At 38.2% G+C, this 21,974-nt stretch carries 20 protein-coding genes; 6 read left to right on the forward strand and 14 right to left on the reverse strand.

Annotated elements, in window-relative coordinates; genetic code table 11:
* Nucleotides 1-28 precede the first annotated feature (28 nt).
* From tolA to HUV91_RS01930, 9 genes are all read right to left on the reverse strand, one after another.
* Nucleotides 29-1,480, reverse strand: a complete 1,452-nt coding sequence (gene tolA / locus HUV91_RS01890; protein WP_174492347.1) for a cell envelope integrity protein TolA — start codon at nucleotides 1,478-1,480, stop codon at nucleotides 29-31.
* Nucleotides 1,481-1,483: 3 nt separating this feature from the next.
* A complete protein-coding gene (gene tolR / locus HUV91_RS01895; protein WP_107007768.1) occupies nucleotides 1,484-1,933 on the reverse strand; it encodes a protein TolR in 450 nt (149 codons plus the stop codon).
* The gene (gene tolQ, locus HUV91_RS01900; RefSeq protein WP_130073099.1) at nucleotides 1,933-2,631 is read right to left on the reverse strand and encodes a protein TolQ; all 699 of its coding nucleotides are present in this window, start codon (nucleotides 2,629-2,631) and stop codon (nucleotides 1,933-1,935) included. The genes tolR and tolQ overlap by 1 nt, the downstream gene beginning before the upstream one ends.
* Nucleotides 2,632-2,657: 26 nt before the next feature.
* Nucleotides 2,658-3,065, reverse strand: coding sequence for a tol-pal system-associated acyl-CoA thioesterase (ybgC, locus tag HUV91_RS01905; protein ID WP_130073100.1), 408 nt, complete (start codon nucleotides 3,063-3,065; stop codon nucleotides 2,658-2,660).
* Nucleotides 3,066-3,517: 452 nt separating this feature from the next.
* Nucleotides 3,518-3,778 carry a hypothetical protein gene (locus HUV91_RS01910; RefSeq protein ID WP_174492348.1) on the reverse strand — a complete coding sequence of 87 codons (261 nt, stop codon included), beginning with the start codon at nucleotides 3,776-3,778 and terminating at the stop codon, nucleotides 3,518-3,520.
* Between the two features lie 248 nt (nucleotides 3,779-4,026).
* Nucleotides 4,027-5,031: a Holliday junction branch migration DNA helicase RuvB gene (ruvB, locus tag HUV91_RS01915; RefSeq protein WP_130073102.1), complete on the reverse strand. Its 1,005-nt coding sequence runs from the start codon at nucleotides 5,029-5,031 to the stop codon at nucleotides 4,027-4,029.
* 45 nt (nucleotides 5,032-5,076) lie between these two features.
* Nucleotides 5,077-5,679: a Holliday junction branch migration protein RuvA gene (gene ruvA, locus HUV91_RS01920; RefSeq protein WP_174492349.1), complete on the reverse strand. Its 603-nt coding sequence runs from the start codon at nucleotides 5,677-5,679 to the stop codon at nucleotides 5,077-5,079.
* 77 nt (nucleotides 5,680-5,756) lie between these two features.
* A complete protein-coding gene (locus HUV91_RS01925) occupies nucleotides 5,757-6,257 on the reverse strand; it encodes a hypothetical protein (RefSeq protein WP_174492350.1) in 501 nt (166 codons plus the stop codon).
* A 35-nt stretch (nucleotides 6,258-6,292) separates the two neighbouring features.
* Entirely contained in the window at nucleotides 6,293-7,633 is a 1,341-nt protein-coding gene (locus HUV91_RS01930; protein WP_174492351.1) for a deoxyguanosinetriphosphate triphosphohydrolase, read from the reverse strand.
* Between the two features lie 211 nt (nucleotides 7,634-7,844).
* On the opposite strand from HUV91_RS01930, the gene HUV91_RS01935 reads away from it, so the two are divergent.
* The 6 genes from HUV91_RS01935 to HUV91_RS01955 all read left to right on the forward strand — a co-directional run bounded on the left by HUV91_RS01935 (nucleotide 7,845) and on the right by HUV91_RS01955 (nucleotide 15,148).
* Entirely contained in the window at nucleotides 7,845-8,984 is a 1,140-nt protein-coding gene (locus HUV91_RS01935) for a hypothetical protein (protein ID WP_174492352.1), read from the forward strand.
* Between the two features lie 482 nt (nucleotides 8,985-9,466).
* Nucleotides 9,467-13,303, forward strand: coding sequence for a phosphoribosylformylglycinamidine synthase (gene purL / locus HUV91_RS01940; RefSeq protein ID WP_174492353.1), 3,837 nt, complete (start codon nucleotides 9,467-9,469; stop codon nucleotides 13,301-13,303).
* An 80-nt stretch (nucleotides 13,304-13,383) separates the two neighbouring features.
* Nucleotides 13,384-13,836, forward strand: a complete 453-nt coding sequence (locus HUV91_RS01945) for a hypothetical protein (RefSeq protein WP_174492354.1) — start codon at nucleotides 13,384-13,386, stop codon at nucleotides 13,834-13,836.
* Between the two features lie 164 nt (nucleotides 13,837-14,000).
* Complete coding sequence (locus HUV91_RS16675) at nucleotides 14,001-14,126, forward strand: KGW motif small protein (RefSeq protein ID WP_267313464.1); 126 nt, start codon at nucleotides 14,001-14,003, stop codon at nucleotides 14,124-14,126.
* A 77-nt stretch (nucleotides 14,127-14,203) separates the two neighbouring features.
* Complete coding sequence (locus tag HUV91_RS01950) at nucleotides 14,204-14,701, forward strand: hypothetical protein (RefSeq protein ID WP_174492355.1); 498 nt, start codon at nucleotides 14,204-14,206, stop codon at nucleotides 14,699-14,701.
* Nucleotides 14,702-14,704: 3 nt separating this feature from the next.
* Nucleotides 14,705-15,148: a hypothetical protein gene (locus tag HUV91_RS01955; RefSeq protein ID WP_174492356.1), complete on the forward strand. Its 444-nt coding sequence runs from the start codon at nucleotides 14,705-14,707 to the stop codon at nucleotides 15,146-15,148.
* 36 nt (nucleotides 15,149-15,184) lie between these two features.
* Here HUV91_RS01955 and gltP read toward each other — a convergent pair whose 3' ends face one another.
* From gltP to HUV91_RS01980, 5 genes are all read right to left on the reverse strand, one after another.
* The gene (gene gltP, locus HUV91_RS01960; RefSeq protein ID WP_130073111.1) at nucleotides 15,185-16,474 is read right to left on the reverse strand and encodes a glutamate/aspartate:proton symporter GltP; all 1,290 of its coding nucleotides are present in this window, start codon (nucleotides 16,472-16,474) and stop codon (nucleotides 15,185-15,187) included.
* Nucleotides 16,475-16,751: 277 nt separating this feature from the next.
* Nucleotides 16,752-17,870, reverse strand: coding sequence for an ABC transporter permease (locus HUV91_RS01965; RefSeq protein WP_130073112.1), 1,119 nt, complete (start codon nucleotides 17,868-17,870; stop codon nucleotides 16,752-16,754).
* Nucleotides 17,863-19,008, reverse strand: coding sequence for an ABC transporter permease (locus HUV91_RS01970; RefSeq protein WP_174492357.1), 1,146 nt, complete (start codon nucleotides 19,006-19,008; stop codon nucleotides 17,863-17,865). Before HUV91_RS01970 ends, HUV91_RS01965 begins: the two co-directional genes overlap by 8 nt.
* Nucleotide 19,009: 1 nt before the next feature.
* Nucleotides 19,010-20,164, reverse strand: a complete 1,155-nt coding sequence (locus HUV91_RS01975) for an HlyD family secretion protein (RefSeq protein WP_174492358.1) — start codon at nucleotides 20,162-20,164, stop codon at nucleotides 19,010-19,012.
* Between the two features lie 13 nt (nucleotides 20,165-20,177).
* On the reverse strand, nucleotides 20,178-21,626 hold the full coding sequence (locus HUV91_RS01980) for a TolC family protein (protein ID WP_228721862.1): 1,449 nt from the start codon (nucleotides 21,624-21,626) through the stop codon (nucleotides 20,178-20,180).
* Nucleotides 21,627-21,974: the final 348 nt, after the last annotated feature.

Raw genomic sequence — 21,974 nt, forward strand, 5'->3', positions numbered from 1 at the left:
CCTGCCGAAACAGGGTTTAATTTCTAAATCATTTTGTTGATGTAAATGTTGATGTAATAACTAAAGCTTCTCTTCTTGCATCAGGGTCTGAAGGCATAGGGAATGGTGCAGCATTATTGATAGCTGATTTAATACTAGCGTCTAATACTTCATCACCACTAGATGAAGTGATGACTATGGATTTAACAGAACCTGATTCAGACAAGGTAAAACGGACTGAAACCCTTTTACCAGTAGTATTATTTGGAACTCTCCATGCTGACTGAACTCTATTTGTAAAATCACGTTTTGCAGAAGAAGCAATTTTTTTCGCTTCAGCACGTTTAGCTGCAGCTTCTTCTTTGGCTTTTTGGGCAGAAGATGCTTTTGCTTCAGCAGCAGCTTTTTCTTTGGCGTCTGCATCTGCTTTACGTTTTGCCTCTGCGTCAGCTTTGGCTTTTTCATTTGCCTCTTGTTTAGCTTTTGCAGCAGCGTCAGCTTTGGCTTGGCGTGCTTTTTCGGCAGCCTCTTGTTTGGCTTTTGCAGCAGCATCGGCTTTGGCTTGACGCGCTTTTTCGGCAGCGTCTTGTTTGGCTTTTGCAGCAGCATCGGCTTTGGCTTGACGTGCTTTTTCGGCAGCCTCTTGTTTGGCTTTTGCAGCAGCATCGGCTTTGGCTTGACGCGCTTTTTCGGCAGCCTCTTGTTTGGCTTTTGCAGCAGCATCGGCTTTGGCTTGACGTGCTTTTTCGGCAGCCTCTTGCTTGGCTTTTGCAGCTTGCGCAGCCTTTTCTTGTGCTAATTTTGCTGCACGATCTTGACGTGCTTTTTCAGCAGCATCGGCTTTGGCTTTTTCATTTGCCGCTTGTTTAGCCTTTGCAGCAGCATCAGCTTTAGCCTGACGTGCTTTCTCATTGGCTTCTGCTTTGGCTTTTTCCGCAGCTTCACGTTTGGCAGCGGCGGCAGCTTCTGCTTTAGCTTTGGCATTTGCTTCAGCCTTCGCACGTTCAGCTTCATTTTTTGCTTGGCGAATTTTTTCATTCGCCTCTTGCCGTGCTTTTTCAGCTTCAGCAGCCTTTAAGCGTGCGGTTTCAACGGCTTTGGCTTGTGCTTTTGCTGCATCTGCTGCCGCTTTTTGTTCAGCTTCAGCGGCTTTTGCCTCCGCTGCTGCTTTTTGCATGTCAACTTTAGGCGTTGGTGTGGGAAGAGGTGGAGGTGTAATTGGAATATTGGGTGCATCCACGACAGGTTCCGCAGTTTGCTGTATATTTTCAGCAATATGCGTGTCTGCTGTTTCAACTGAATCTGAGATTTCTAAAGGTTCAGCTTCTAGCGGTGGGATGTCCTCAGGCTTGACCAATACAGTTTTGATCTGCTTCGGTGGTTCAAGTGGTTTACTCATGCCAAGAAAAAGTAAGCCAACAATTGCCACCACATGGACACCAATGGTGAATCCAAGTGCAATCGCAGTTTCTTTCGATTGTGGCTGATTAAAATCTTTCATAGCTTACTTTAATGGCTCTGTGAGTAATCCAACTTGATTGAGTCCAGCTTCTTGTAATGCAGACATCAGGCTCATAACATCGCCATAAGGGCGAGATTTATCACCATTGACTAAAACACTAAATTTTTGTTGTTTCGTTTCTGAGTCAGTTTGTGCTTGGGTTAAAATTTCTTTTAATTGCTCCAAAGACAATGACTCATTTTTATGTGTATCATCTTTGAGTAAGTATTGCCCGTCTTTATCTAAAGTAACAATGGCTAGCGTTTCTTTGGACTCAATAGGTGTACTGTTCGCTTGAGGTAAATCAACATCAATTCCTGTGGTGATCATGGGTGCTGTGACCATAAAGATCACCAAAAGAACTAACATGACATCAATATAAGGAACGACATTCATATCGCTCTTTAACGGTTTTTTGACGCGCTCAAAGCGTCCCGAACGTTGAATTGCCATTAGTCATTTTCCTGTGTTGAACCCACAGACTGACGTTGTAATAGCGCCACCATTTCTTCAGCAAATAATGCACGATCAGAATAGATTTCCTCACCTTTGGCTGTGTAATGGTTAAATGCCAAAACCGCAGGAATCGCAGCAAAAAGACCAATTGCAGTTGCAATTAAAGCTTCAGCGATGCCTGGTGCAACGGTTGCTAAAGTCACTTGGTCGACTTGTGCAAGACCAATAAAGGCATTCATAATTCCCCAAACGGTACCAAATAAGCCAACATAAGGTGCAACAGAACCAATACTGGCTAAAGCACTTAAGCCTTGTTCTAAGCGACCTTGATCACGGCTTAAACCGACACGTAAAATTCGTTCAGTTCCTTCAATCATTGGAGCTGTGTCTGCATGGCGTTTTTTTAATTTTAAAAATTCACTGAGACCTTGATAGAAAATATCTTCTAAACCATCACGCTTAGAGTTAAGTTGAGCATTGTTATATAAGGTGTTTAGTTCTGCACCAGACCAGAAGATTTTTTGAAAATGATCATCGCCTTGGCGGGCTTTTTTATAGCCCATATGTAACTTGGCAATGAGATACCAACTAAATAAAGACGCGAGTACCAAAACCAGCATGACCAGTTGTACCACAGGACTTGCTTGTAAAATTAAATCAGAAACGTGAAGAGAAGATTCGAGTTGAGTTGCCATAGTTACATGTGCCAAGTAAATTTTTTTTATTCGTGAGCCAATTCTTTTTGAATCAACTCGCGGATTTCATCAGGAATACGACGAGGTTTCATTGCTGTACTTAGACATGCTAATTCTACCTCACCAGAAGCAAGCATGATTTCACCACGATAAATATTTTGTTGCAATACAAAAGACGTTGCTTTACACGAAACTACACGAGCTGTAACAGTAATTAAATCATCCATGAGGATCGGGCGCATATATTTCACATTTATTTTATGCACCACAAAGTGATAGTCTTTTTGATGCCAATAATGATCAATGCCTGATGCCCGTAGCCATTCAGTACGGGTACGTTCCATAAAGCGGATATGATTGGCATGGTATACGATCCCACCTGCATCAGTGTCTTCAATATATACACGGATTTGAAACTCAAATTTGTTTGCCATGACCATTTCCAATTTATACATTTACAATGAAATAAGCATTTGCATTTTGATGTAGTTTAATTGATTGAAAACTATACAAAACGAAGTGCTACAATGGTTTGCAGTTTAGCATTCTGATTTTATTGTCCAATGGCACAAGATTTCAATGCTTAAAAAAATTCTCATTTGTACGATGTTCAGCCAAATATAAAATTTGGAGGATTATTTTTATTTAGGGGGGTGGATGTTAATAGATGCAATGTATTGCCGATGTACCATAGCAGATTCTGACGTATTTCTATGCAACAATTATATTTTGTTTTATGTATATAAATCAGTATAGAAGAATCAACCTATACCTAAAAATGCATCATTGTTAAGTCATGAAAATAAGCAGTTAAAAAAAGAATATACGATGTATATGGTCTGCTTCGTATATTCTTTTTAGGTGAGTAAATGGTGTTAAATATAAATTAACCTAATGATTTCGAAGATAAATATTTTTCTGCATACTCATTGGTTAAGCGTTCTTTTTCAGATTCCGATAAATGTGGATTATTTAAAATTTTATTGATTTCAATATCAAACTCAAGCAAATCATCTGCAATTGATTGTTGAGGAGGAATAGGCGTTGCTTCTAGATGAATTTGATTTGAACGATGATAACGGTAAAATAAAAAAACAAAAATAAAAAAACTAATAGAAATAATCATGATTATTGGAAAGTTTAGCATGTGTATGCTCCTTTTTTATATTTGTGCAAGACTATTTGAAAATTTGATTTAAAAGATTGTTAATTATAATTTAATAAATGGGTGGAGTGTTATTTTTTTGTAAGAAAACGACGACTAGCTGAATGAACTACACTTTATTTTTTAATAAAAAAGCATTAATAAATTCAAATGCTAATGTTACATAGGTTTTATAGTCTTAAAAACTGAAGAAGCCTGTATACAGGCTTCCGATGAAAGATTTGATATAATCAGTTCTTGGGTTCGGGTGGTGTCAGACCAAACTGCAAATAGGCTTGATTGGTGGCAATCCGTCCACGTGCAGTACGCATGACATAACCTTGTTGAATCAAATAAGGTTCAATCACATCTTCCAAGGTTCCAGAGTCTTCCGCCATAGCGGCAGCTAAAGCTTCTACACCCGCAGGACCGCCATCAAAACGTTCCAATAACATACTTAAATAACGACGATCCAATGTGTCTAAACCATCTTTATCGACATTGAGCATATCTAAAGCGCGTTGCGCCATTTCCTGTGTGACTTCGCCTGTACCTTTGACTTGTGCGTAGTCACGGACACGACGTAATAAGCGATTTGCAATACGAGGTGTACCCCGTGCACGACGAGCAATTTCTTTTGCACCATCGGAAGTTGTAGGTACATCCATAAGAGAGGCAGAACGTGAAACAATATGGGTCAAATCTTCAACCGAATAAAACTCAAGTCGTTGCACAATACCGAAACGATCACGTAAAGGCGAAGTCAGTAAACCTGCGCGTGTTGTTGCAGCAACGAGGGTAAATGGTGGTAAATCCAGTTTGATGGAGCGTGCCGCAGGTCCTTCACCAATCATGATATCGAGTTGGTAGTCTTCCATCGCAGGATAGAGAATTTCCTCAATGACAGGGGATAGGCGGTGAATTTCGTCAATAAAGAGTACATCACCTTCTTCGAGATTGGTCAGCATGGCTGCCAAATCACCCGCACGCTCCAATACAGGACCCGAAGTGGATTTGAGATTTCCTCCCATTTCACGGGCAATAATATTGGCGAGTGTGGTTTTACCTAAACCCGGTGGTCCAAAAATTAAGGTGTGATCAAGGGCTTCGCCTCGTCCGCGCGCTGCACCAATAAAAATTTCCATTTGCTCACGCACCACAGGCTGACCAATATAGTCATCGAGTGAAGTTGGACGAATGGCGCGATCAAAATGATCTTCGGGTTTTTCAGAACCACTGATTAAACGGTCTTGCATTGGATGATTAATCTAACTCTTTATCTTTAATGTATCAGGATTGACTTATTTATTCATTGACTTCAAAGCGGCACGGATGATATCGCTTGCTTCAGTAAAATCACCTTTGGCAGCATTAACCAGCTTTTGTGCTTCCGCAGGTTTATAACCCAAAGATTGTAAAGCGGCTTCGGCTTCTGCAACAGCAGAGTTGCCTGTAAATTGAATTTGTGTGGTACTTGTACCGCTTGCCACAGCACCTGTAGAAAATGCTTTAAAACGATCACGTAGCTCGATCATTAAGCGTTCAGCAGTTTTTGCACCAACACCCGGAACTTTAACCAAGGTTTTAACATCGCCATTTTCAACGGTATGAACGAGCATTTCCACACTTAAAGTTGAAAGAATACCTAAAGCCATTTTAGGACCAACGCCATTTACTTTTAACAAAGTACGGAAAATGATTTTTTCTTGTTGGTTTAAAAAGCCGTAGAGGAGTTGTGCATCTTCACGGACGGCTAAATGTGTCCATAATGTGACTTTTTGACCTTTTTGCAGTTGGCAAAAAGTCGAAAGTGGCGTGTCGATTTCATAGCCCACACCATTAACATTTAACAGTACGGTGGGTGCTTCTAATGCAAAAACTTCACCAATAAGACATCCGATCATTGAGTTTGTTCACTTATTTTGTTCATGGTTGAATAGTAGATGCCATTTGCTCTAAACGCAAAAAAATCATTGCTAATTTACAGACAAACACTTTTTTCAGATTTAAATTCTATATACCAACTATTTGCAGTTTTGATGTTGGGTCGGTAAATGCAGCTCAGGGTATGGTTTTTTTCTTGAATAAAAATCATGATTCCAACATTCTTTTTTTCAACCCAACCATTTTTCTTGAATTTAGGAATATAAATTTGTTCAAATTCTATGATGCTGAGTTCATTTTGAGGAATAGTAATTTTCAATGTATGGTTTTTACCATGTGGACCTCCTAGTGATAATGAGAAATTTACGTTATTAGGAGTATGAATAAACTTTGGAAAAATACTTAGTGCCTCGTTATATAATGTAAGAAAAATATCAGGCTTACCCTTTAAAATTTGTTCGATTGTTTGATCTACTACAGGTTGTTTATTCTCAGATTTTATATGCACTAATAAATAGAATGTACCAAAACATATAGAAAAAACTAAAGCAAATGGCAAAAGATAATAAACAAAAGGCGGAAGTTTTAGTTCATTCATTTAATCATATCCGAGATATTGAGTTTTCAATCGAATTAAAAGAACCCAACCTTATTGCCTTGTAGTTCTTGAGCCAAATTATACGCTTGATGATCTGAAAACTTACTCACAATATCCAAAACTTGCATAATATTGTCATAATGATCATCACTAAAACGTGCGCCAAAACGTTCTAAAATAGACATCAAACGTCCATCTTTAAAACTCAAAGTCTTATTTGGTGTAGTGAGTGGGATAAAGGCATCTAAAATATGTTGCAAACTTTGATGGGCAATGATTTCTAAACCCGACTTTTGCGGATGTTCAAAGATTTTTTCACGTGCTAAATTCTTTGCTTTTTCAATCCCAATTTCAATATCTTCAGCACAATACTGCAATAACGAACCTTTGAGCTGCCCTGAGAGGATTTGGAAATGGTTTTTAGCAAAAGCCGTGGTGACTTCATCAACTAAGCGTTTCATGACACGTCCACGCAAAGCCGCGATTTTTTGTTGCCAAGTGGTATAAGGCATACTCAACTCCGCAGGCACACCATAATCACCCAACAAATTGAGGAAAATTGGTTCAACTTCTTCATAAGACAGCATATTTAAAATAATGCCATCTTCTAAATCAATTAGTGCATAACAAATATCATCAGCCGCTTCTAACAAATACGTCAGCGGATGACGACACCATTGATATTCACCGAGTTGAATCAAACCGAGTTGATCTGCAATCTGCTTTAAAATTTCTTTTTCTGCTTGGTAGCAACCAAATTTAGCTCGTTTGTTGGCAGGTGTATTGCCTTGTGACTCGATGGTCTTAGATAGCCAAGGGTATTTTAAGTAAGCCCCTAAGGTTGCGTAAGTCAAACGCATACCCCCATCGTTGGGATGATAATCAATTTTAGTGAGTAAACGTAGACCTTGCGCATTGCCTTCAAACTGACGTACATCGGCTTGTTGTTCAGGGCTTAAATCTTTTAGAAAGTCGGTATGTGAAGCATCGTCAAACCATTCACGAATGGCATATTCACCTGCATGTCCAAACGGTGGATTTCCAATATCATGTGCCAAACATGCGCCTTGAATAATTGCACCCACATCGGCAGGAGAGATCCACATCGGGAGTTCATCTTGAATTTTTTCTGCCGCAAGCATGCCGAGTGAACGACCAATACATGATACTTCTAAGGAATGCGTAAGTCGTGTATGAATGCCATCGTGTTGCGTGAGTGGATGAACCTGAGTTTTACGATTCAGTTGTCGAAAACTTTGAGAAAATATAATGCGGTCATAGTCTTTATGAAATGGGCTACGTGCCTGTTCTGTACTTTGCTTTTTGCTGCCTAAACGAACTGTGGAAAGCAGTTCTAACCAACGCATTTGAGTCATTTATCATTATTCATTAATTACTTGTTTGCATCATGCCAAATTTACGGTGAATGTTCTAGGGGAGAGCGACATAAGTTGACTTGAATAAGATTAAAAACTCAATTTGAATTTTATTTTTTTAGATTTGAGGAAGGGTATTGATTTTGCTGATTTAAAATGTAGAAAGATCATGTTAGATTGTGACCTATTAAATACAATTACAAATTTTAAAATGAATAAATTCTATTTTGCGCTAAGTTTTGTACTCTGTTTTCCAATAACATCTGTAACTGTTGCACAATCAGTAGATGATATTGTCGCTCAAGCAGTAGCTGAGGCAGATCAAGCAAGTACAGCAACAGTCTTTCAAACTAATGAACATGTTACAAATGATCAGCTTTCACCCGAAGAATTAAAGACGATTATTGAGCTTAAATTTTCACCTGAAAAACAGTATGTAGAGCATTCAGAATTCAATGCTGAGAAAATTCAAAGCATTGAGGTTAAAGATTTAAATCCAGAAACACTCATCAAGGCTTTATATCCTTATGAAATAATAAAAAATCAAAATATAAATAACCAGGAAGTTTTAAGAAATAGACCTTTTTTTACAATCAGTGCAGAGATTCATCAATGGTGTGGTTGTACTGCACAGAAAACGACTTCAATCGAAAAATTTGTCATTGTTCCTCAAAAAGTGATTGAGTTTGAAAATATAACGCATGAAGCACGTTATTTAGTGCCTATTGAACATTGGAACGTCGAAAATGAAATGAGTGATGGCGCATTGTATAGCCCTACATTGGAATTGTTTTTATTTCAAAAAACGCCACAAGGAACTTATCAACTCATTACACGCACACCTGAGCATTATCAAGCACTCGAGTTGACAGGTGATTTTCATGCGTTTGAACTCATTGATCAAAGTTATGTTGACTTAAAAAATAATATGGGTTTGATTGGACAACAGCGATTAGGCAGTTTTATCGAAAATCGTTCAAAATATATGGGGGAAAACTTTTCGCAATGGAATATGATTTCTTTAAAGGAAAATGAGTGGATTCGAGCTTATTACGTAGGTGATGCTAGCCGTGATAATGTTTCATTTGTGTCCGACGCTGATCGAGCATATAAATTTTCCTCAGAATTGTCATTGAGTCGCGAGCAAAATAAAGATTATTTCCCCGTCAAAATCAAATATACCGGAAAGGTTTATGATTTGGCTTATGAAAAGTTAATGGATATGAATGATCAGTACGTATTTGAATATGAGCCCAATTATAAAGTCTATGTCTATGATCAAGCGACTTTGAAAAAGTTGTTACTTAAAGATCAAGAAAATCTTAAAATATTAGAAAATAAGAATCAGTAATTTATAGTTTTTTATTTTTGAAATTAAAATTTAATAAGTTGAAGAATTTTGGGTCAAGGTTATGGACCTTTTAGGGTTGAGAAAATTTATACCATATCCGAATATGGAAAGTTTGAATGTATTTTTTTAAGAAGATGCAAAATCAAATGGTTTTGAACATATCAATATTCATTTGGGTATGAGCCTGATGCAAATATTGACCCAGAAATTGCCTGTGGTGAGTTGTTATATAAAAAGAGTGACATCATTGCCAAAGAAGATCCGAAAACAGGTGAGTACACGTATTCAGTCAGGTAAATCAATTGTTACTAATCATGTTTGAACTTGAAAGTCAAAGTAAATAGCGCATTTTAAATAAAGAAAACTTAATTTTTTAAGCTGTAGATGACTAGCTGAAAATACGCTTTCACAGTAGAATATGCGCTCTCTTCAAGTCACATTGCGGTGGGTTGTCTAAACCTGCCCGTGGAGCCAAAAACAGCATGTTTATCATTGCCGGTGCACCCGCACATTCTTCTTTTAAGCAAACACAACTATTAACACGTTTATCGTCTATCAGTTCTGTTCAATCAATAGAAAGCCAATGGGTCTATCTGTTTGACCAAGCGCTCAGCGAGCAGCAACAGCAATCTGCGTTACAGCTTTTAAATGACGGTGCTTCATTTGACATTCGCCAAGCTGCAAGTGATGAAGTGCAAATTTTAGTGACACCTCGTGTCGGTACGATTTCGCCGTGGTCATCAAAGGCAACTGATATTTTTGCCAACTGTAATACGCCTGTACACCGCTTAGAACGCGGTGTTTTGTTTACTTTAAAGGGTATTTCTGAAGTATCAGATGCAGTTAAGCAAGTTCTACATGACCGTATGACAGAAAGCGTATTCAATCAAATTGATGACGCAACTGCATTATTCTCAGAAACTGAACCAAAACCGTTAAATGCCATTGATATTCTCGGTCAAGGTAAAGATGCATTAGTAAAAGCCAATTCTGAGTTTGGTTTTGCTTTATCTGATGAAGAAATTGACTACTTAGTTGCTGCATTTAATAAATTGGGTCGTAACCCACACGACATCGAACTGATGATGTTTGCTCAAGCGAACTCTGAACATTGCCGTCATAAAATTTTTGGTTCTGAATGGACAATTGATGGTGAAGTTCAACCATTGTCCTTGTTCCAAATGATTAAAAACACGTATAAAGAATCACCTACAGATGTCTTGTCAGCGTATAAAGATAATGCTTCTGTGATCGTAGGCTTTGACACACAACGTTTCTATCCGAAAAAAGATGAAGCGACAGGTCACCACGTTTATAAGTATAAAAGCCAAGCGGCTCACATTCTCATGAAAGTGGAAACACATAACCATCCGACCGCGATTGCGCCATTTGCAGGTGCAGCAACAGGTTCAGGTGGTGAAATTCGTGATGAAGGTGCAACAGGTCGTGGTGGTAAACCAAAAGCTGGTTTAACAGGCTTTACGGTTTCTAACTTAAATATTCCGGGCTTTGAACAGCCTTGGGAAGAAAACTACGGCAAACCATCTCGTATGGCTTCACCTTTACAGATCATGATTGATGGTCCTTTAGGTGGTGCAGCATTTAACAACGAATTTGGTCGTCCTGCGCTCAACGGTTACTTCCGTACTTTTGAACAAAATGTCAATGGCGATGTAAAAGGTTTCCATAAACCAATCATGATCGCAGGTGGTTACGGGAATATCCGTCCTGATCACGTTGAAAAAGATGCCATTCAACCGGGTGATTTACTGATTGTACTCGGTGGTCCTGCAATGCTCATCGGTTTAGGCGGTGGTGCAGCGTCTTCTGTAGACAGCGGTAAACTCGGTGAAAACCTTGATTTCGCATCTGTACAACGTGAAAACCCTGAAATGGAACGCCGTTGCCAAGAAGTGATCGATGCATGTTGGAGAATGGAAGACTTTAACCCAATCGTATCTGTACATGATGTCGGTGCGGGCGGTATTTCCAATGCAATGCCTGAACTCGTAAATGATCACGAACTTGGTGCAATCCTTGACTTGCGTAAGATTCCGTCTTTAGAGCCGGGTATGTCGCCAATGGAAATCTGGTCAAACGAAGCACAAGAGCGTTATGTATTGGCGATTCGTCCAAGCTCTTTAGAATTGTTTGAATCATTATGTGCACGTGAACGTTGTCCGTTTGCTGTATTAGGTGAAGCAACTGAAGCACGTCAGTTGACTGTCAATGATCCATTGTTTGACAACAAAGCTGTGGATATGCCAATGCAAGTGATGCTTGGTGGTACACCGCGCATGAGCCGTTCATATGAAACCATTGAGCGTAAAGGTGATGACTTCACTGCTGCGAAAGTAGTGGATTTAAAAGACGCAATTTTCCGTGTTTTGAAAAATCCAACAGTTGCATCTAAATCATTTCTTATCACCATCGGTGACCGTTCAATCACAGGTATGGTTGCACGTGACCAAATGGTGGGTCGTTGGCAAGTTCCTGTTGCCGATGCAGCAGTGACAACCACAAGCTTACAAGGCTACACAGGTGAAGCGATGGCAATGGGTGAACGTCCACCTGTCGCATTGTTAAATCCTGCTGCTTCTGCACGGTTATCGGTTGCAGAATCGATTTCAAATATCATGTCTGCAAAAATCGACCAAATCAGTGACATTAAATTGTCTGCAAACTGGATGGCGGCTGCAGGTCAGCAAGGTGAAGATCAGGCACTGTTCGAAGGCGTAAAAGCCATTGGTATGGAAATGTGTCCTGCACTGGGTATTGCAATTCCTGTCGGTAAAGACTCATTGTCTATGCGTACTACGTGGAATGATGAGGGCGAAAATAAATCGGTGACTTCGCCAATGTCAGGTGTCATCACTGCATTTGCACCTGTGACTGATGTACGTAAGACATTAACACCTGAACTTAAAAATGAAGATTCAGTGCTTGTACGTATTGATTTGTCTAAAGGTCAATTCCGTTTGGGCGGTTCGATCTTGGCTCAAGTGTATAAAGCGATTGGTTCTGTGACTCCTGATGTAGATAGTTTTGATGACTTCAAAGCTTTCTTTGCATTGGTACAAGACTGGAACAATCGTGGCTTGATCAAAGCGTATCATGACATCGGTGATGGTGGTTTACTCGCAACAGTTGCTGAAATGATGTTTGCTGCACGTCTTGGTGTGGCTTTAGAAGATCAATCAACTGAAAGTCTATTTGCCGAAGAAATTGGGGCTGTATTGCAAATTTCTAAAGCGGATTGGGCTGCATTGGCAGACGAAGTTGCAGCATCTAAATTAAAAGATGCAATAGCAGTGGTGGGTACGGTTAATGATACAGACACTTTAACTGTGAATGGTTTAAGTTTAAGCCGTGCTGAGTTACAACAAGCATGGACTGAAGTTTCTCATCAAATCCAACGCTTACGTGACAACGTAGAAACGGCAGATCAAGAATACAGCCTAATTGCTAATATAGAACATAAAGGTCTGATTGCATTACCAACATTTGACTTGAACGAGCCAATCGAAGCGCCGTACATTAATGAACGTCGTCCAAACATGATGATTTTACGTGAACAAGGCGTAAATGGTCATGTGGAAATGGCAGCTGCATTTGACAAAGTGGGCTTCAACACTGTCGATGTTCACATGAGTGATTTACTTTCAGGTCGTATTGATTTAGATGACTTTGAAGGTCTAGTGGCATGTGGTGGTTTCTCTTACGGTGATGTATTGGGCGCAGGTGGCGGTTGGGCGAAATCTGTATTGTTCAATCCAAAACTACGTGATCAGTTTGAGAAATTCTTTAACCGTGACAATACCTTCTCTGTGGGTATTTGTAATGGTTGTCAAATGCTTGCACAACTTGCGCCATTAATTCCGGGTGCAGACAATTGGCCACGTTTCCGCCGTAATACTTCAGAAATGTTTGAAGCACGTGTGGTGAATGTAAAAGTTGAAAAATCTCCATCGATTCTTTTAGAAGGTATGGAAGGTTCGATTCTTCCAATCGCTGTGGCACATGGTGAAGGTCGTGCAGAAACGTCTGCTGAAAACTTTGCATCGTTGAATGCAGGTAATCAAGTGATCTTACGTTATGTAGATAGCTTGGGTAATGCAACGCAACACTATCCATTGAACCCGAATGGTTCACCTGAAGCAATTTCAGGTGTAACTTCGAAAGATGGTCGTGCAACGATTATGATGCCGCACCCTGAGCGTAACTTCCGTGCAATTCAGCATTCTTGGAAACCTGAAGAATGGACTGAGGATGGTGCATGGTTACGTATGTTCCGTAATGCCCGTAAGTTTATTGGTTAATTGATCCATTCAATTTGCTATAGAAAAGCCCCGAAAGGGGCTTTTTTATGCATAATACATAGATAAAAAGGATGAATATAATGAAAATAAAGCACATGCTTTCTATTATTTTAATGTGTGGGCTATTACAAGCTTGTTATCCTGTTTATAAAACTATTCGGACTCCTGTTCAAGTTGAAGTCGTTGATGAGCAGGGGAAAGCGATCAAAAATGCAAAAGTTGTGATGGAAACCACACAGCGTCCAGCACATGTTATGCCTGTTTTTAATCGTTTATTTACAGATGCACAAGGTAAAGTTGAGTTCAAAAGACAAAGAAAATGGGCAATGGAAACTTTATTCATACATGGTTTTCAGGTCTATAGTTGGAATCTATGTATTTCAAAACAAGGTTATGAAATGCCTAAATCAATTGATTTGAAAAAGCAAAATGGAAAGTTTATACGTATTAGCTTGAAACAAAAAAAAGTCATAAAAACTGAAGCAAATGAGTGCTTTGATGAAACGATGGATCCAACACAGATGGCTTATTAACATCGGGTTTCCATTAGAGATGAATGAAGATTGAATATGTATAGGTATTTAAATTGTTACACTTCAAAACTTGGTTTATTTTTTGCTTAATTTACATTGTTTTTATATAGACAGATTTTGCTCCAAAACTTATCAATTCAATAAAGAATGAATGAGGTGCTAAAATGATTAAAACAGTTAATGATCAAAGTATAGATCGTATTGTATTGCGCCAAAAAGGATGGAAATGGTTTGCAGTCGTTTTAGGATTGCAAATGTTAATCATCATCACTGCTTATATATTGGCATAATTTTTTAAAATCACAAAAACCACAGATTTGTGGTTTTTTATTGGCTATAATTTATTGAAAATTAAAAAGGTCTTTCTATGTTAAGAATAATATTGGCATTTGTATGTCTTTGGACAACGCAATTTACAACAGCGAAAGATATAAAAATTGAAAGTCTGATTAATCGCCAATCCATAAACTGTGAAATGACCAATCCTATGATCAACTTTATAAATGATGTGAATCAGCAAAATAAAAAACATATTCAAGTAAATAAAGCTTTGCAAACAGTACAGTTGGATAAAAATAAGTATTTAGGAGTGCAGGGCTACCAACATTATAAAACCAAGAATGTAGATCAAGATGACTTTGCCGTAAATATGCAAGTATATGGTGTAAAGCTGATTAAAATTGCGCTGCAAGGAATACGTACTGTAGAAAGTGAATCAGGTGCTTATTATTTTATTTTCGAGGGTAAACCGTCTACTGTGACGTATCACATACGCAAGGCAATGGCTAATGACTGGAATATTGAGAATACTTTACAAGAAACACCTCAGGGGAATTCCAAGTTAGTATGTGTCTATGCAGGTTAAAGCATGAAGAATGCACTTTTATTTATCATTTTAGCGTTAGGATTGACAGCGTGTTTTCCTGTTTATAAAAAATTAAAGCCTGAATTTGAGGTGAATGTCGTTGATGAAAATGGTCAAGCAGTAGCAAATGCGCAAATTATTTTACTTACAGAGGTTCATCCTGCGATAAATATCATAGCAAAGATTCAAAAATTGACAGATGCACAAGGAGTAGCAAAATTTTCAGGACAACGAGAATGGAAAGTTGAGAGTCTAATGATACATGGTTCGCAATATTATCATTGGTCGATTTGTGTGCGAAAATCAGGCTTTATCACTCAAGGTATGATAGATGCAGATCAAAGCAAGATTAAAGTTGTTTTATTGCCACAGAAAGCAGATATTTTGTTGAGTGAGAGTGAAAAAGTATTACAAGACACAGTTGATATTTTATGTGCTATAGAATAAAAAACCACCCGAAGGTGGTTTTTTTGATCTTAAAAATTAATGTGTTGCATCAAAGTTATAAGATTTTTGCTTTTCTGTATCGAACTGACCTTCCCATTTACTGATGACAAGAACAGCAAGTGCATTACCAATGACGTTTAATACAGTACGTGCCATATCTAAAATACGGTCAATACCTGCAATAAATGCTAAGCCTTCAAGTGGAATACCGACACTACCGAGAGTTGCCAATAGCACAACGAAAGATACACCCGGTACACCAGCAATACCTTTAGATGTAATCATTAAGGTCAATACCAAAACAACTTGTTGAGTAAGCGTTAAATCAATACCGTAAAGCTGTGCAATAAAGATCGCAGCAATACTTTGATAAAGTGTTGAACCATCTAAGTTAAATGAATAACCGATTGGAACAACAAAACTGGTGATTGATTTCGGCGCACCATAAGCTTCCATTTTTTCCATCATACGTGGTAAAACGGTCTCAGAGCTTGCAGTTGAATACGCTAGAATCAATTCATCTTTTAAGATTTTGATAATGGTCCAAATACTGAAACCACAGAATTTTGCAACAAAACCAAGCACGATAAAGATAAAGAAGAAGATTGCACCGTAAACTAATAATGCAAGTTTAATGAGTGGGACTAAAGAACTAAAGCCAAAGTTAGCAACGGTTGCAGCGATCAAACCGAAGACACCAAATGGTGCAAACATCATGATCATGTGCGTAACTTTGAACATGGTTTCAGAAACAGCTTTCAACACATCAATTAGTGGTTGTTTGGTTTCTTTAGCCAAAGAACCTAAGCCAATACCGAATATCACAGCAAAGAAGATGATGGGCAACATATGTCCATCATTCATTGCCGCAAAAATATTAGACGGAATCAATGAAAGAACAGTATTGACCAAGCCATGAGCATGCTCACTAACTTCTTGTGTGGTCTGTTGATATTGTGAAATGTCAGAAGTCGTTAACTTCGACATATCAATTCCAGCACCAGGTTGGAAGATATTTGCTGCAACCAAACCAACGATGATGGCTACAGTGGTAATCACTTCAAAGTAGACAATGGTTTTAAAACCCAATTTACCTACACTTTTGGTATCCCCAGCATTTGCAATGCCCAAAATCAGCATAGACAGCACAAGTGGGATCACAATCATTTTGATAAGATTAATAAAAATCTTACCTAATGGTTGTAAAAAATTCGCAACAATATCATCACGTATTTCAGGAGAATTGTGCAAAAATGCCCCGACGATAACACCGAGGAAGAGCGCAATAACAATTTGCCAAGCTAGGCTAATTTTCATTTTCTTCATACTGAGCCCTTAAAATTCAGATTTTGGCGAAAAAGTAAAACTCTATGAAACACACACAAAAAATCCCCCGACAAGAACTGTGGGAGTTGTATTTAGGGGCTTTTGAGCGTTTAGAGTATTTCGAAAATGCTGTATTTTGCGCTTATTTAAGTAGTGAGCATAATTTTTTTATGTAAATTTGTTATCAATTGCATAAAAATAATTCAGTTTTATTTAATTATTCAATTCTATTTGTAAGATTAATTAATTTTATAAATTATAGTTTGGCTTTCTATTCTTATTTTTTATACATATAAGCGACCCGATAAAAAGCTAAAACCAATAAAATCAATGCCAAAGTGCTTAAATAAATCAGTTTAGGCATGATCAGAGCGAAGGGGACACCCATTTGATTAAGTTGAATAAACAGATTAATGCCTTGTGTAGAAGGTAAAATATGTGAAAAATATTGCATCCATGTCGGCATAGCAGAGATCGGCCAAGCTGCACCAGACAATAAAAATAATGGAATAGAAGTAAATACCAACAGATGCCCTGCACGCTCAGACACGTCCAAAAAGCTTGCAAGCAGCATCGCAAGTCCAATCACACAACTGAGATAAATTGGAACAGCAATCAGCATTCCTGTGAAATTTCCACCATGGGGATAATCATACAGCCAATAGGTAAAACCAAATAAATAAAAACAGCCTAGGCAACCAATGGTGAGTGCTGCAAAATAAATTCCGCAGAACTCACTGAGCGATGCACGCCAAAATTTTTCACGATAACCTGCAATGAGCATGCACAAGCCAAGTAAAATGGTTTGGTGAATGATCAATGGAGCTATGGCAGGGAAAATATAACTGCCATAGCCTGAAAGAGTATTAAATAAAGGAATTTGATGGATTGAAAGTGCAGCTTTAAAATGCGAAATTTGTCCAAATTTTGCAGCATGTTCAGCAAGTGTATGTTCGATGGATGTTGCTAAACCTAAACCGATTTGTTTGGTTTTTAAAAAATATGCTGCACTAAGATAAAGTCCAATCCCGCCTGTTTCACCGCGTGCAATGCTATTCGATAAATTTTGAGGTAAATACAAAATCCCATCGGCTTTTTGTTGCTGTAGCAAGTGTTTTGCTTCTTCAAAATTACCTGTGATGTCTTGAACTTTCACATTGGGACTTTTATAGACTTGGCTAATAATGGCATGCGTTAAATAACTTTGTTCTTCATCGACAATCACAATAGGCAATGCTTCTGCTTGTTGTGCTTTGTAAGCGGTTGGGTAGAAAAAACTATATAAAAAAATTGACAATACCATTGTGGTTAAAATTGATGAATTTGCTGCAATATTCTTAAAAGTTTGTAGATAATCACGAAAAAGCTGCTTTAAAAAGTTGCTGAACTTAGACATGTGCAGCTCCTTGTGATGATTTCTGTGTCATTTTTTTCAATAAGATTGCCGAGACGAAGGCATAAAAGATGCAATATACAACAAGGATCAGTAGTGGAATGAGTGAAATACTGATTGGGCTACCAACCACCCATTGTTCAGTTTGTAGTTTTGCATAAGGCGTGTAGGGAATAATATTCGCCCAAAATTGTGTGAAAATAGGGGCATTATTTAATGGTAATGTCACACCTGCAAAACTCAGAGATGAACCGCCATATACAGCGATAAATCCAAAACTTTTCGACAAATTTTGTGTTGCAAGGACCACCGTGGTACTGATTAAGGCATAAGCCAAATAAAACAAAAATTGCCCAATCAAAATGGGCCACACTTGACCCGCTACAAACCAACCGCGGATTTCAATGAGCCAAAACATCCAAAGCCATGTCCAAGCACTAAAAATGAAAACATAGACTAAATTTTTTGCCAAAATTGCGTGTAGAAAGCCTTGATGATGCCGCCATGTTGAAATGCTTTTAGATTTGAGTTCCTGTCCTACAGCAAATGCGACACAACAACATAGCAGCAAATGCAAGATTGCAGGAATCATAAAAGGTTCTAAATAAAATTCGTAACTGAGGTCTGGATTATATAAAGGAGAAATTTTAATGCTGGCTGTGGGGACATTGGCATAGGGAAGTGTATTTGCCAAATAAGTGTTTTTACTAAAATCTGCCACACCTTGTAAAGTCGATACTAACATGGCTGAAGAAATCGTATTGCCAATACTAAAATAAGACTGATTAAAGGCAATGCTAATACCAGCATCTTGTGCTTGTACGAGACGTTGTTCAGCACCCTCAGGAATATGCACATAGCCCCACACTTTGGTCTGGTTAATCAACTTTTCGATATCATCGACATTGTCAGAAACTTCATAGATTTGTAGTGTGCTGCTATGACTTAAATATTTTTCAATATTTAAACTGAGCTGGCTATGATCCTGATCAATGATTGCAATGGGTAAATGTTCTGCTTTACCTGTATAAAACATGCTGGCAAATAAAATCAGTAAACACAGTGGGGCAAGCGTCACCAGTGCGAGATCCCATTTATGACTGATCAAATAGCGCAGTTCACGCAACATGCAGGCAAACATATTATTGTTGCTCTGGTAGCTTAAAAATGACACTCATGCCAATTTTTAGGTGATCAATCTTTTCCACAGGAAGTAACTTTATTTTAAAACTACGTACATCATAACCTCCTGTTTGACGTGTATTTTTGATGGTGGCAAATTCTCCTTCAGCATCGATACTTTCGATTTTAAAATGGGCAGTTCGGTTTAAAGCAGGAATAAATCCTTGTAGCATTTTGCTCTGATAAACTTGCGCATATTGGTCTTCACGGACATTTAAACTGACCCATTGTTCATCGGTTTCAAGCAAGCTTACGACAGGTACACCCATTGCAACGAGTTCAGAAGGTTTACCATAGATTTTAGAAATTGTACCTGATGAGGGTGCGCTTAACGTGGTTTCAGCTTCTAGTGCATTGGCTTCTTTTACCGCAGCTTGGGCGATTTGCACTTGTGCATCGGCACTCGATTTTTGTTGTGTGGTACTGCCACGTTTGGCACGTGCATATTGTTGATAAGCAGCTTCAGTCATTTGATGAGAGGACTGTGCTGCAGCATGCATTTCATCTCTGCGTTGACCGGAAATAACCCCTTCGTTAAATAAGTTTGCACCACGTTGATAAGTGGTATATGCGAGCGCTTCTTGTGCTTTTAAAGCCTGCCAGTTGGCATATAAACTGTCGATATTTTCCTGTTGTGAGCCACGTTCTGCGGTGGATTGTAAAGCCAATGCCGATTGTAATGTTGCCAGTGCTTGTTGTTTTTTCGCTTCAATTTCAGGACTGGTTAAACGCACCAAAACCTGACCTTGTGTGACATTTTGCCCTTCTTTGACCAAAATTTCTTCGATACGGCTCGGAACTTTAGTGCTGATATGGATGGTTTCAGTTTCTACTCGACCTTGTACATCAATGGTTTTCGGTTGATAAGCTTTCCATAAACCAAAAGCAATCAAGCCGAGAAGGGCAATCAGAAGAATTAAACCGATGATCAATAATGGTGTTTTTTTCGCTGCCTTTTCAGTAGATGTTGTTTGTACTGGTGTGGGGTCAGCATGTATTTGCTCTGATTGTGCGTTATTTGGTACTGTTAAATCTGGATGCTGTTCAGCAGTCTGTTCTATAGCTGCATCGGTCTTTGCAACTTTATCAAGTTTTGGGTCATGTTGTTGTGTCATTATTTTCCCCATTTTAGCGAATATAGTCAGTATTGGATTGGTTTACATAAGTTTTAAACTGATCAATAGAGCCATGACTCTGTAAAAGTGTGGCTAAAGACATCACGTATTTATAGGCATTGATGGCCATTTCTGTTTGAAGGGCGCTGAGTTGATTTTGTGCATCAATGACTTGTGTAGCTGTACCCATAGCTTCTTTAAAAGATAAACTTTGAATGCGTAGGTTTTCCAATGCTGCTGCTTCATTTTGACGTAATAATTGTTGATTCATTTGTGCTGTTTGCATCGCCTGATAGGCACTATAAATCACATTTTCAATTTCTTGTTTAGTACGAGCCGTACCGAGTTCGGCTGCATAGCGCTGTAGTTCAGCTGCTTGTACATTTTTATTTTTATCAATCCCTGAAAATAAATTATAGCGAGCAGCCACGCCTACAATCCAATTTTGATCTTGGTCTAAACTATATTCGCCAAAAGCAAAAACAGTCGGTTTTTTCGCTGCTTGTTGCAGTTTGATATTTTCATCTGCTAAGCGCATATCCATTTGCATTTTTTGTACTAAATGAGAACTTTGCGGATAAGATGCTAATAGTTGATCAATATTCTGCTGTTGTGAACGGTTAATAAAAAGAGGTGTGGTGAGTTGATCAACCGATGATTTATTCAGTAAATTCTTTAACTGAAATTGACTGGTCGCTAAGTTCGCTGTGGCATTCTGATCGGCACGAGTTGCATTATTTTTAGCAACTTCAAATTGCATACGTTGCCCTTTGCTAATAAAACCTTGCCTTTCAAGTTTTAAAGCATTGTTATAATGTTGTTGCATTGCATTTAAATTAAAAGCACTGGCATTGTGTAATTGTTGTTGTAATTGCACATTAAAATAAGCCTGAATTATTTCAAAGCGTTGCGTATCTTGTTGTTGCTTACTGTTGAGTTGGCTGCGTTCTGCTTTGAGATTGGCAATATTTTTGGTGGTGGTGGTTAAGCCACCCGTATAAATGGGCATCATCACTGACACGGTTGGGCGTATGGTCTCATCTTCCATCACCACATGAGTGCTATCTGGAATTAAACCAATACCATTATGAATGCCTTGATTTAAACCTTCTTTTAAAGGGTCTGTGATGGTGTTGGGTATATTCTGCTGTGTTTGCCATTGATCTACTTTTTCATTTACACCATAAGACAATGTTTGTTCTAAATTATTTTTAACACCATCCAAAGGAATATCTGTTTCTGCATGAAATTTATAGACACGTACATTTAAGTCTATACGAGGTAAGCCGATATTTTTCACAGCATCCGCTTGTAATTTTGAGGCCTGATCTAATGCTGTATTGGCTTGAGAGGTATATGAATTTTCAAGTAAATACTGTTCAGCTTGAGCATAGCTAAGATTCTCTGCATATGTCGGGATCGCTAAACTTAAATTGAGTACACATAAGCAACCCAATTGCATCGATGCATATAACATTTTTTTAGGATAATACGTCGTTAATTTCATCTGCAAAATCGTCAGTATTTGTTTAAATTTAAAACTATTCTAACCTTGAATGACTAGAATAAATAATCTAAAAGCAACATTTATCATGTGTAATTTTTGTAGTTAAACACAAGTAATATATAGATCATTATGATGCTTATTCACCACAATAGCGAGAATGGCTTGGAAAGATCAAAATAATAAGTCGAGTCATCATATTGTGAAAAAATAAGCAGTTGTATTTTTCTTATTGAAATATCAACTCTAAATTCAGAAACATATTGAAAGATTGACTAACAAAGCTGCTGCAACAAAGGGCGATTT

This window comes from Acinetobacter sp. Marseille-Q1623, from assembly GCF_902809895.1.
Taxonomy (GTDB): domain Bacteria; phylum Pseudomonadota; class Gammaproteobacteria; order Pseudomonadales; family Moraxellaceae; genus Acinetobacter; species Acinetobacter piscicola_A.